The sequence below is a fragment of the Pseudomonas syringae genome (genome assembly GCF_021605415.1).
In the GTDB taxonomy this organism is placed as follows: Bacteria; Pseudomonadota; Gammaproteobacteria; order Pseudomonadales; family Pseudomonadaceae; genus Aquipseudomonas; species Aquipseudomonas syringae_S.
On sequence record NZ_WKEQ01000003.1, the window covers coordinates 41,575 to 54,112 of the forward strand.

The 12,538-nt window shown below is 54.4% G+C and carries 10 protein-coding genes, 1 tRNA gene and 1 pseudogene; 10 read left to right on the top strand and 2 right to left on the bottom strand.

Translation table 11 applies throughout. The annotated features are described in order from the left end of the window. Positions 1-126: 126 nt before the first annotated feature. A complete protein-coding gene (locus GIW69_RS02925; RefSeq protein WP_236480631.1) occupies positions 127-330 on the top strand; it encodes a hypothetical protein in 204 nt (67 codons plus the stop codon). On the opposite strand, the gene GIW69_RS02930 is transcribed toward GIW69_RS02925, so the two are convergent. Beyond that, on the bottom strand, positions 327-557 hold the full coding sequence (locus GIW69_RS02930; protein WP_236480632.1) for a hypothetical protein: 231 nt from the start codon (positions 555-557) through the stop codon (positions 327-329). The two genes, GIW69_RS02925 and GIW69_RS02930, sit on opposite strands and share 4 nt — an antisense overlap. Before the next feature lie 227 nt (positions 558-784). On the opposite strand from GIW69_RS02930, the gene GIW69_RS02935 reads away from it, so the two are divergent. The 9 genes and pseudogenes from GIW69_RS02935 to GIW69_RS02975 all read left to right on the top strand — a co-directional run bounded on the left by GIW69_RS02935 (position 785) and on the right by GIW69_RS02975 (position 11,788). After that, positions 785-860, top strand: a tRNA-Asn gene (locus tag GIW69_RS02935). A gap of 173 nt (positions 861-1,033) precedes the next feature. Beyond that, a pseudogene (locus GIW69_RS02940) lies at positions 1,034-2,355 on the top strand (tyrosine-type recombinase/integrase). A 911-nt stretch (positions 2,356-3,266) separates the two neighbouring features. Then, a complete protein-coding gene (locus GIW69_RS02945) occupies positions 3,267-4,247 on the top strand; it encodes an integrase domain-containing protein (protein ID WP_236480633.1) in 981 nt (326 codons plus the stop codon). Then, positions 4,244-4,519, top strand: a complete 276-nt coding sequence (locus GIW69_RS02950; RefSeq protein ID WP_236480634.1) for a hypothetical protein — start codon at positions 4,244-4,246, stop codon at positions 4,517-4,519. The genes GIW69_RS02945 and GIW69_RS02950 overlap by 4 nt, the downstream gene beginning before the upstream one ends. Before the next feature lie 521 nt (positions 4,520-5,040). Continuing rightward, positions 5,041-6,591, top strand: a complete 1,551-nt coding sequence (locus tag GIW69_RS02955) for an arylsulfatase (RefSeq protein WP_236480635.1) — start codon at positions 5,041-5,043, stop codon at positions 6,589-6,591. A gap of 72 nt (positions 6,592-6,663) precedes the next feature. Next, positions 6,664-8,346: an HAD family hydrolase gene (locus tag GIW69_RS26335; RefSeq protein WP_496570891.1), complete on the top strand. Its 1,683-nt coding sequence runs from the start codon at positions 6,664-6,666 to the stop codon at positions 8,344-8,346. Between the two features lie 52 nt (positions 8,347-8,398). Continuing rightward, complete coding sequence (locus tag GIW69_RS02965; RefSeq protein ID WP_236480636.1) at positions 8,399-9,097, top strand: potassium channel family protein; 699 nt, start codon at positions 8,399-8,401, stop codon at positions 9,095-9,097. 543 nt (positions 9,098-9,640) lie between these two features. After that, positions 9,641-10,930, top strand: a complete 1,290-nt coding sequence (locus tag GIW69_RS02970) for a hypothetical protein (RefSeq protein WP_236480637.1) — start codon at positions 9,641-9,643, stop codon at positions 10,928-10,930. Between the two features lie 69 nt (positions 10,931-10,999). After that, entirely contained in the window at positions 11,000-11,788 is a 789-nt protein-coding gene (locus GIW69_RS02975; protein ID WP_236480638.1) for a hypothetical protein, read from the top strand. 82 nt (positions 11,789-11,870) lie between these two features. Here the strand turns inward: GIW69_RS02975 and GIW69_RS02980 are convergent, their stop codons facing one another. Next, complete coding sequence (locus GIW69_RS02980) at positions 11,871-12,251, bottom strand: DUF6124 family protein (RefSeq protein ID WP_236480639.1); 381 nt, start codon at positions 12,249-12,251, stop codon at positions 11,871-11,873. Positions 12,252-12,538 lie beyond the last annotated feature (287 nt).

Sequence of the window (12,538 nt, forward strand, 5' to 3'; positions counted from 1 at the left end):
ACGGGAAGCCCTGGGGCTTCCCGTTTTTATTTGTCCCGGAACAGTCCCCACACCCTCTAGACTGCACAAACAACCCGCTCCCACAGGTTTTGTGGACACTCTAAAGATTTTTTATGAGAACACCCAATGAAAAACGATGACCTGCGCGCCGACCGTGACGACGACCTGGATGACTTCATCCCTCGCACCACGGCCAAGCGTGGCAACAGCCTGGTGATGCAAGTGGCGGCCGGCGTCTTTCTCGGCGGACTGGCGCTGTGGCTGGTGCAACTGGGCACAACGATGCTGTGGGCCAAACTGATGCTGGGCACCGTCACGTTCGGCGGTTAACCCAGTTCGCTCGCGCGCTGACTGGCGGCGTCGTCATAGGCGACGTACAGCGATTCGGCGACCTGGCTCTTAATCGCCTTGGTACTCTCCAGACCCAGGACAAAACCTTCGGCTTTGCCGCCCGCACGATTCAATTCGTCAGCAGTGCTGGCCTGAGTGATCGCGTCGAAGAGTTTTTCGGCGTAAGGGCCGACGCCTTTCGGCAGGCTGATCTGGGCGATGCTCATGAGAACACCTCGATGTGGCGAACGGTAAGCAGTGGATGGTTCATGGGCGTTCCTTTTCGGCGAATGGCCGGGAGCGCGTGTGACCACTTCCGGGCGGCCATGGTAGACCCGCGCCGCGATTCTGTTAACTGCCAATCACGGATAATCCACCGTCCGTCCTGCGGAATTATCCAGACCGATAACAGAGGCTTGACTTCTCTTTTTGAATCAGTAACATACGCACCAATTCCGCAATAGCTCAGTTGGTAGAGCAAGTGACTGTTAATCACTGGGTCCCTGGTTCGAGTCCAGGTTGTGGAGCCAAACAAGGTTCCAGAGAAGGCTTCTAAAATCTCTGAACCCCCCGAAAAACCCGCCTTATGGCGGGTTTTTTCGTTTTGACGCTCCGTCGGATTCTGGTGAATTCTGGTGGATACCAACCGTTTTAAGGGTAGAGTTTGGGGTAGAAGGTCAGTTCGATAAAAGGGAGTACCCTTATGTCGCGCACTACTGCTCCACTCTCCGATTCCGCTTGCCGTTCGGCCAAGCCCACAGACCGCGCCTACAAGCTTTTCGACGGCGACGGCCTCTACTTCTAGTCCAACCCAATGGCCGCAAAGGCTGGCGTCTCCGTTACGTCAAACCTGATGGCCGGGAAGGACTTACTGCATTCGGCAATTACCCCGTTATAGGGCTCGCCGATGCGCGCCGCAAGCGCTTGGAGCTCAAGCGAATGCTGGCGGATGGCATTGATCCCATAGGAGCCAAGACCCAAGCCAAGGCGCAAGCCGTGATCAAAGGCCGAACCTTTGAAAGCGTTGCGCTGGGCTGGCACACGGAAATGTCAGCCAAGTGGGCACCAGACTATTCCAAGACAGTGATGAGTCGCCTCAAAACCCACCTATTCCCACTGATCGGCGCCCGCGCCATTGTCGACCTCGACACCCACGACCTTATGCGGCCCTTGGAAGCGATCAAGAAGCGCGGAACGATAGACGTTGCTTTAAGGGTACAAAACTACCTGCAGAGCATCATGCGCGAGGCAAAGCGCCTCCGGCTTATCACCGTGAACCCTGCTTATGACCTCGAAGGCTCGATCAAAGCTCCTCGGGTAGTCCACCGCCCCGCTTTACCCTTATCGCGCTTGCCTGAAATACAGAAGCGGATCGACACCTATAAAGGCCGCGCACTTACCCGACTGACGGTCATGCTGTCACTACATGTGTTTGTACGCTCCAGCGAGCTGCGCTTCGCCCGCTGGAACGAGTTCGACCTCAAGCGTGGCGTCTGGGAAATACCCGACACGCGCCCAGCGTTGGAAGGCGTACCCTTTTCCACAAGAGGCACGAAGATGGCAGGCGATATCCATCTTGTACCCTTATCGCCACAAGCGATCGCCCTGCTAGAGCGGATCCACGGAATCACAGGCAGATTTGACTTGGTCTTCGCAGGCGATACCAATTCTTGGAAACCGATGTCCGAAAACACCGTGAACAGCGCGCTTCGGAAGATGGGGTACGACACCAAAACCGAGATCTGCGGGCACGGGTTCCGCTCGATGGCCTGCAGCGCACTGATCGAGTCGGGTTTGTGGACGGATACAGCCATCGAGCGGCAGATGAGCCACAAGGAACGCAACAATGTCCGAGCGGCCTACATCCACAAGGCCGAGTTCATCGAGGAGCGCAGGCTGCTCATGAACTGGTGGAGTCGCTACCTTGAGGCTAATCAGCAGGAGCATGTCAGCCCACGCGAATTCGCCACTCAAGCAGGTGCGAACGTCACGCGACTAAAAGCAAAACATGGCGCAACCGAGTAAGCGATCGGTCTTCATATCTCATTAATCCGCTTGTCCACGCGGGCCCATCCAAACAGGGCTGCAAAGCCGCCCTGTTTGGATGGGCCTCACTTAAAAAATATTAAAGCCCCCGCAATCGTCTTTTGGAAACCACGGACTTACATAGACGACTAATGTCATTTTCAGCCGCGGAATTCTCGGAAAATCGAGCCTTGACCCTACCGATCCGTGGGCGTAGAAAAGACCGTGCAAGCGCTGTCATTGACAGCAACCCAGGTAGCCAGAACCTTTGAGGCTACGCCACACCGTGGCGGTTCACCCCCCAAGTGCGATTAGCGTCCGGCGGCTCGCACAGTCACAGCGATGTGATGGATGCCTACTTCTCAGCTTTGCCTACTGCGGCAAAACCCACCCTACCCGGCTGCCCTGCAGCAACCTATCCGCTTGGCCATTCCACTGCGCCAACCTGCGTCCGTCTCTTACTTCCTGGAAGAGACGGACGCGCCTACCGCTGCTGCAGCCCAACTCGTACAAGGCTTTGCGGCATTCCCCCTCGTGACAATCGGCGTGACAAACACCTAAGTCACCAGCAACAGCGATGCAGATGATGGTGCCGCAGCCCACGGAATGGACTGCACCTGACTGACAGTCAGGCATGACCCGGTCATCGCATCACTGCCTTCACCCGACTCAGGATCTCGCGGCACTGACCTCGTCAGCCAGCGCAGCCTCCACCCGCCCACTTCCTCGGAAGTGTTCAGGAGGCCAGATCATGAGATGCCCAAGCTCTTGGCCGTAAGGAGCCGCCAGTCCCGCGTGAGTGGACAACCTTCACAGGTCGCAGGGGCCTTGATCCCTGATAGCACTCAACATCCATGGCGGGATGACGTGGGGAAAGTTTTAAGGGTTTTGGCTTTGAGAGGAGTGTGATCATGGGATTGGTCGGTAGACGGGACAGGCGAAATTTTGGATGGGGTCGGCAACTGAGTTATGCCGGGCCACAGGCATTGAAAGACATGTTCGGCGGCGGACACTACGGCACGGTCAAGGCGCACAGTGATCGCTGGCAGGCTTTCGTGCGCTGGTGTAGGTCGGATGATGGGCCAGGCTTTAACGATTCGCGGCAGATTGATCGGCAGACCTTACTGGATTACGCAGGACATCTACGTCAGCAGGTTGAACAAGGTGCTATCTGCATCGCCACCGCGCAAAATCGGTTGTCCAGCGTGAACCGAACCATGGCCGCGCTTCGCGGTGATCAGTATGTGAAAGTGCCGAGCCCGAGCAAGGCGTTGGGAATGCATCGCACCAGTGATCGTCGATCGGTGCCGCAAGGCCAAGACCGCGAACACGTGAAGCGGATCGTCGAAGTGCTCTGCGAACACCAAATGCCGCGCGCCGCGGCCATCACTCAGTTGGCGCGAGCCACCGGTATGCGCTTGCGCGAGGCCATTCTGGCCGACCTTCCACGCCTAAAACGTGAGGCCGAACAATACGGCAAGATCAACATCCAGGATGGCACCAAAGGTGGTCGCTCAGGTGCGTCGGCACCTCGTTGGATTACGGTGGATGAACACATTCGCGACGCACTGAGGTACGCCGAACAGGTCTCGCCCGACGGAAGCCGCAACCTGCTTGCACCGCACGAAAGCTACCTTGATTTCCAACGGGGAATCGTCCGTCCCGCACGGGTCATTATCCATACGCACCACCTCAAAGGCTTCCACGAATTGCGGGCGGCCTACGCATGCGAACGTTATGAGCAAATCACCCAGCATCTCGCCCCCATCAACGGTGGCCATTGCTATCAACTCGACCGACATCTCGATCGGGAGGCCCGAGACCAAATCAGCTATGAACTGGGGCACGGCCGTATCGACGTGGTATCGGCTTACATTGGTGGCCGAGCATGAGCAAACCATTCGATATGGAGCTTTTCCTTGCCGGGGTGCTGACCGGGGCACATGCCACACGCGAACGCCACCTTCGTCAGGCGGAGGCTATCCAAACAGCAATCGCTGAGCGCTGGCAACGCGACAATCCATGGACTTGGCAGAGAAAACACCTTGCGTGGTTTTTAAATCACCACCTAAACCAGCGCACTGACTCGACGCGCTATTACTATTTGCTGACCATGCAATTACTCACTTATCGCCTAGGAAAATCCTGGCAGTTCAACCGCTAAGCGAAGGTCAGAAAACAGCCGATTCTGTTGAAAAAGTCGGCCTGCCCAAACTGCCTGATCATTGGCTGGTGAAAACGCCTTTTTTGCACGCTGTTACGTGAAATCCGAGGCCGGAAGCCTCTGCCAAAAGTAAAGATTTCAATCTCGAACGCGTACTTTTCAGCTGCGGAAACCATGGCTGACTTTTTCAACAGAATCAGCCAATAGCGGTAATTTAGAGCGCCCATACAGCGCAAAGCACGAAACCTCTTTATCGCATTGGTGCAGCGTTCGAGCACATCTCAAAAAAGCTCACTCTCGACTTCAAGGCCACCGGCTGCCGATGACCTGCAACAGCCCCTTCTGCAATCACATATAAGTCGGTTAGCTGATTTAAATCAGTTCCGTCTGTAGCGGCAGCGTGAAAACTCAAGCGAGTTTGAAAAACAACATCGATTCAATGATGTTTCGCGCATTCGGCACTACAACAACTTACGAAAAATTAGCGTGCTCGGTGCAATTGCTCTTTAGGAGAAATAGCCATGAAACGAACCGTAATGCTGCTTGCCGCCTCCAGTATTTTCTTGTCATCGATCACAGCTTTTGCACAGTCCAGTCAGCCCAACATTCTCGTTATCTGGGGGGATGACATTGGCATCGAGAACATCAGCTATAACAATCGCGGGATGATGGGCTACCAGACGCCAAACATCGACCGCATCGCTAGGGAAGGTTTGGGTTTCACTGATTATTACGCCCAGCAAAGCTGCACCGCCGGACGTGCGGCCTTCATCGGTGGCTCCGTCCCCATCCGCAACGGAATGACCAAGGTTGGCCTACCCGGCGCGAAGGAAGGCTGGCAGAAGACCGACATCACCATGGCCACGGTCCTCAAGAGCCAGGGCTACGCCACTGGCCAATTCGGCAAGAACCATCAGGGTGACCTGGACGAGCATTTACCTACAATGCATGGCTTCGATGAGTTCTTCGGCAACCTCTACCATTTGAACGCTCAAGAAGAACCAGAGAACCTCGACTATCCGAAAGACCCTGCGTTCCTGAAGAAATACGGTCCGCGCGGTGTGATCCATAGCTTCGCTGACGGCAAGGGTGGCCAGACTATCGAGGATACCGGCCCGCTCACCAAGAAACGCATGGAAACCATCGATGACGAAACCGTTGCCGCCGCCAAGGAGTTCATTACGCTTCAAGCCAAAGCCGGCAAGCCGTTTTTCGTCTGGTGGAACGGCACACGCATGCACTTTCGCACCCATGTGAAGGCCGAACATCGTGGGATTTCCGGACAAGATGAATACAGTGACGGCATGGTCGAACACGACATGCAAGTTGGCGAACTGCTCAAGGTCATCGACGACCTCGGCCTCGCCGACAACACCATCGTTCAGTACTCGACGGACAACGGTCCGCACTACAACAGCTGGCCCGATGCAGGTACCACACCTTTCCGCAGTGAGAAGAACACCAATTGGGAAGGTGCTTACCGTGTGCCGATGTTTGTGCGCTGGCCTGGCCATTTCCCAGCGGGCACCACGCTTAACGGCATCGTTGCGCACGAAGACTGGCTTCCGACCTTTGCAGCCGTTGCCGGTGCGCCGGATATCAAAGAGCAACTGCTCAAAGGCACCGACCTTAATGGCCGTCACTACAAGAACTACATCGATGGTTACAACCAGCTCGATTACTTCACTGGCAAGACGAAAGAGTCTGCGCGCAAGGAATTCATCTATGTGAACGACATTGGCGAAATCGTCGCCGCTCGCTTCCAGGACTGGAAGGTCGTCTTTATGGAAAATCGCGAAGAAACCATGAATCTCTGGCGCGAACCTTTCGTCGAGCTGCGTGCACCACTGATTTTTAACTTGCGCCGCGATCCGTTTGAGAAAGCCCAGCACAACTCCAACACCTACAACGATTGGTGGATCGATCACCTTTACGCGATCGTGCCGATCACCGAAATGGTTGGCAAATTTCTAATGACCATGAAGGACTACCCACCGAGCCAAACGCCGGGCTCGTTCAACCTGACGAAGATGCAGAAACAGATCGAAGAAATGACAAAGGCCGAACAATAGTGATGTCCGCCTGTTGAAAAGCCGAGCCCGCTAACACAGCCGCACCCGTTTCACTGAGGTGCGGCCACTTTTTTGAGCGCTGCGCTGATGAAAACCATACGAGTAAAAATGGTTCTGGCTGCCCTGTTGGCTTGTGTCCTGAGCCTTCCCGCGATCGGCGCGCAGTCAGCTGATCCGCTCCCGTCCTGGAGCGATGGCAAAGCCAAGCAGTCCATCGTCACTTTTGTCGAGAAGGTCACCCAACCTGCCTCGCCAGACTTTGTACCAGTGCCGGAACGTATTGCCACGTTCGATAATGACGGTACGCTCTGGAGCGAACAGCCACTGCCCGTTCAGCTGTACTTTGCGCTGGATCGAGTAAAGGCGCTTAGCAATCAACATCCCGAATGGAAGACTCAGGAACCGTTCGCATCGCTGCTCAAGGGTGACGTGAAAGCAGCGCTGGCGGGTGGCGAACATGCGCTGCTCGAGATAGTCATGGCCACCCACACGGGGATGACCACGATGGAGTTCGAGCAGATCGTCAAGGACTGGATCGCGACGGCGAAGAATCCGCAGACTGGCAAGCTCTTTACCGAAATGACCTATCAGCCGATGCTCGAACTGCTCGACTACTTGCGAGGAAACGGCTTTAGGACCTTCATCGTCTCTGGTGGCGGCATCGAGTTCATGCGGCCGTGGGCCGAGCGGGTTTACGGTATCCCGCCCGATCAGGTCATTGGCAGCAGCGTCAAAACGAAATTTGAGCTGCGCGATGGTAAGCCCATGCTCGTGCGCCTACCGGAACTCAATTTCATGGATGACAAGAGCGACAAGCCAGTCGGCATCAATCTGCACATTGGCCGACGCCCGATCGCCGCTTTTGGTAACTCTCGCGGTGACGAAGAAATGTTGGAGTACACACAAGGTGGCAGCGGTTTGCGATTCGAACTGCTGGTTCTGCACGACGATGCACAACGCGAATTCGCCTATGGTCCGGCTCGTGGATTGCCGGATGTCAAACTGGGTGCTTTCCCTCCCGCACTGGATGAGCAGGCGAAGACGAGCGGTTGGACTGTGGTCAGCATGAAGAACGATTGGAAAACCGTTTTCCCGGCCGCGCAGTCCAGGGTCACCGCCATCGACATTCTCCTGGAGCCAGACAGCACGATGCTCAAGTACTCCGATGCCAACAACGCCCGCCTGCTTGCTGTGTTCCCGAAAGGTTTCGCCCTAGATGCCGAACACCGGCCACATATCACGCTGATTCAGCGTTTCGTCCGCACGGAGGATCTCGACAAGGTCTATGCCGCTGCGGAGAAGGTTCTCCTGAGCGCCGATGTGAGTGCCATGAAACTGGAGGCGTTCAAATACTACTACGCGCCCGCTGGAGCGCTCGGGGTCGCCGGCATTTGCGCGAAGCCAACACCGGAAATCATCAAGTTGCAGAAGGACATTATTGCCGCCGTGGAGCCGTTCACCGTAGAAACCGGCCCGATTGAAGCGTTCACCGCTGCGCACGACGATCCCGGCAGTGACGCGGCGCTCATCCAGTACGTATCGACATTTGTCCCGAAAATGTCTGGCGAGAATTTCAATCCCCATGTGAGCACGGGAGTTGCTCCCCGTGACTATCTCGACAAAATGAATGCCGAGTCATTCCAGTCATTTGTCTTCTCACCAGCCGGTGCGGCCGTGTACCAGTTGGGGCCTTTCGGAACCGCTGCAAAAAAACTCAAGGCATGGGATCTGAAACCTCAGACCGCTGAAAGGTAGCTCTAGCCACCCTCCAGGAATCCACGGGTCATTACTTCTCAGAGAAACCGGTATGACAAATCCGCAGGATAAAGCCGAATCTGACGCGGATTTAGCTCAGCTGGTAATTGGGCAAGGGCCTTGCACTTATCTATTGCTGCTCTTATTGGGATTGATCCTGCTGTTTCCCTTTCTTGAGGAAGGCATATTTGCGCGCACGTTGCTCGGCATTGTGTTTTCAATCGTGCTGCTCGTGGGCGCTTTCGCCGCCAGGCAAACTCGGTGGGGGGTCATCCTCAAACTGGGCCTGGCGTTGCTTGGGGTTGGCCTTCTATGGGCGGCGTTGTGGACTGAGCGTATCGAGATTCTTAACCTTGCCGGGATAGCTTATACGGCGTCTCTTGCAGTCTCGTTCAGCGGAGTGCTTCGCTATGTTCTCAAGCGCGGGCCAATAACCGCCGACAAGCTGCATGGCGCGCTTGCGGGTTACATCATGCTGGCCTTCGTTTGGTCCTTCGTCTATGCCCTGGTCGAGATATCCAGCGCGGGCTCATTCGGCCCTGGCCGCCTCGACTTCATACAACCCGGCACGTTCTTCAAACTGATCTATTTCAGCTTCACGACGCTCACGACCACCGGTTACGGTGATGTCATCCCATTGACCAACCACGCCCGTTCACTTGTGATGGTCGAAGAGTTCTCAGGCGTTTTTTACGTTGGCGTTGTGATAGCGCGGCTAGCCGGTCTTTATCCCTCGAATCAGATCAAATGACGCTCGATTTGCCTGAGCCGCGTCCGAACATGAGTGATTGAAACCACCCCACTAAAGTCCGTCCGAAACGGACACAGTGATCACGAGGAAACGAACTACTGGATTGATCGGTAGGCGGGACTGACGCAACTGCCGTGCTCATGGGGATCCAAAGAGTTCGCATAAAATCTGGGATTTATTAGGATAATCGTAGGGATAGAAATTTTAGAAATCAGCATTATTTCATTGTAAAACAGGTACTTATTTCTACATTCGAGTCCAGGTTGTGGAGCCAAATTGCAAAGCCCCTGAATCGAAAGGTTCAGGGGCTTTTTTGTGGCCAACAATAAAATCAAAAGATCGCAGCCTTCGGCAGCTCTTACATTCCAACTGCTGCCGAAGGCTGCGATCTTCTGGTCTTCCGTTCGGACTTCCCCTACAAGCAAACCGGAATTACCCGGCATTCAAGCTTGAGATAACCCGCCAAAGTCCCCGTTCTGCCGAACGGGAAACATCCATGAACAACTCATCCCACGGAGCGAACGCCACCGCCATCGCGGTCATGTGATCGACACCTTCCGGGCCGTTGAAGAACTCAAGCAAGCCTTGATACATCCCCAAGCGCTTTCAGGTTTTGATGACCTGCTGTTTGCCATCGGTGCCAACCGCACCAATTACATGCAGAGCGCCCATCAACGAAAACTCATGGATGCCATCACCTCTGGCAAATGGGTGATTGTGAAGCCAAGTGCCCCGACAGATAACGCCGGCGCCTCGTGGAACGGCTTCAAGCCCAAACCTGAACCGCCACCCGCAAAGCACCTGGTGGAAGAGCACGCCTTTACTTTGCCTCAACCGACAGAGTCAGGTTTTCACATCGTTCAGAAATCCATGAGCCTCGAAGCGCTGGAACGTTCTCTGTACGAAGTTACGCCCAGCGATGTGTTGCGCCGCGAATTTCGCTCGTTAAACCGCCATTTGGGTGAGCAGGTCAGACCGGGACAAATGGTTTTATTTAGCGATTCGCGCAACTACATGTGCCGCCGTGAAGAAGCGCAGATGATGGCGGCAGCGGTGAAAGTGGACGAGGCGCTGAAAGATCTGACGGACGAAGAGGCTTCGTTCATGGTTGAGCACCATGAAGTGATTGAGCCTTTTTTGGGTGTGTCTTCTGGGGCGCTGGGGGTCGCGTCATTCATGGTTGGTCAGCATTTGGAAGCGCTTGAAAACACCCTTAAAGAACTGGAGCGACTGCACGCGGAGCAATACCGCCAGTATGGAAACCTGAACTCGCCGGACTTCTATGCGAAACGCAAAAGGATAATGTCGACACTGGATGCGAGCTTAAGCCCTTTGGTTCGCAAAGCCACGGGAATTGCGGATCATCCCAAACTCAAAAGGGCATTGGGCTTGTCCACGAGAAGAACCGTCCATAACTGGAACAAGGCGGGTGCACCGAGTCAGTTGCCCGGCTATGCAACGAATATCGATGGAGTTGCACGAGCCTCTAAATACATGAAGGCAGGCGGATTTATAGCGATTGGCTTGGGCGCAAGTTCTGCGGCGTCGAAAATCTACGAAACATGTCGCACAGGACGCGAAGATGAATGCCGACAGTCAAAATTCATGGATGGATCAAAACTGTCTGGAAACGTGATCGGAGGGATGATAGCGGGAAAATTAGCACCCGCCGTTGCTCCGATGACATGTGTCGCCATAGGTGTGGGAACCGCCGGAACAGGAGGCGTCGTTTGCATGTTGGTTGTGAGTGGTCTGCTGGCAGCACAAATGGGAGACGTTGGCAGCCAAACAGGGGAAGTCATCGGTGAAAAACTGTACGAAGTGGGTAAGTGATGACGTTGAGACTGTCTGGTCTACGCGAGTCTCCACTTTTGTTTATGGATCTGGAAACAAGGATCGCCCGTGATCACGATTGATCTCATTTACCTTTATTTATGGGCTGCCGTTCTTCTACTTTTTGTCCTCAGCGAAGCAACTGCCTTGTTCGCTGCTTACTTTCGACTTGATGAGATGGAGGCACATTTCATTGCATCTGATCTTGTAAGTTTCAATCGGAAATTTTTGGGAAATGGACCCTTGGGAAGAATGAAAAGAGTCAGGCAAATAGCCGCATTGACCGGACGTTTTACACATAGCCAAATGCTGGATCCCTATGCCGTTATGGAGGCCGAAATTTTTCCAGAGCACCTGAAAAAATGGGTGAAAATTCCAGGGTTGCTTTTTCGACTTGCCTTGACAGGAACCGGCTTACTTATCCTATGTTTCAGTGCAAAACGATTATTTTCGACCCTCTCCAAGCCGGCAAGTGACCTGGAACTAATTTTTCTTTCCACGCTAATTGCCTGTCTTAGTTTGGCGTTCATAAATGTGCTCATGAAGGTATGGATCAGTTTTTTCAGACTCGCTGAAATTGAGTCTCTTCTAAAAGAGTCGTACTTCGTCGCTCGTAATCGCCGAGTTATGGGTAACAGCGTTGTTGGTCGTTACTTTCGGTTATCCCACATTTCTACCATGCTTTTACTGGAAGACGATTTCGTATCGAGAAGCGATCCCCATGCAATGGATGAGCTCGCTCGTTTACCCAAATGCCTGCGGCGCCTGGTCATCATTCCCACGCGAATGCTTGCCTATTCCTTTCTAGGTTTTTGCGTCGTCTATCTAAGCGGAAAACTATTCGGGGTATTTGCATGACTCAAGCGAAAAGTCTTACCAGATAAAGAATAAAAAAACGCGACCCTTACCGCCGTGTTTTTGCTTTAACTCCGTCGCTCAATCAGCCCGCAGGCCCGACGTTATCCAACGCTCTATTCACCGCCAATTCACCCAGCATCACCACCTGCGCAATGCCCAGCAGTGTCTTGCGATGGGTACCTTCCAGTTGCGCAGCAAAGTCCCCGAGCATCACCGTGGCCGAGGCCAGGGATTCACAGGCGTTGGCCAATAGGGACTCGGTGTCGGCTTTGGGATTGACGAAGAACATTTCGCGGGGAATGTAGGGCGTGGCCATGATCCCGGCGGTGGGCACCAGATAAAAATCCAGTGCGCGTTCCGCCGCGTTGTGGAGTTTTTTGGTGTCGATGGAGGCGTAGGGAGACGTTGGATCGGTGTCCGGTACAGCGGATGTTTCGGGAGGGTTTGGCGTTGGCTTTTTCATAGTGTTGTTACCCTGCTTTATGGTTGAAGCTGGCCCATTCGGTTCCAATCGAAAGGTGGCAGCTGTACGCAGGTTGGAACCCGGGCAACAGAGCAAAACCCGACAGACTCGAAGTCTCCCGCGCACAGCTGCCATAACGGAGTGCACACCACAAAGGTGCGCAAGCATACGTCATGAAAGGTGTTTTTGCGTCTGTTGAACCACAGGGTTCCAATCCCGGTCGCTGAATTGGCAGCGACCGACACAGGCTAAAGAGCGGACGTCCGACGGACAACCTGAAAACAGTG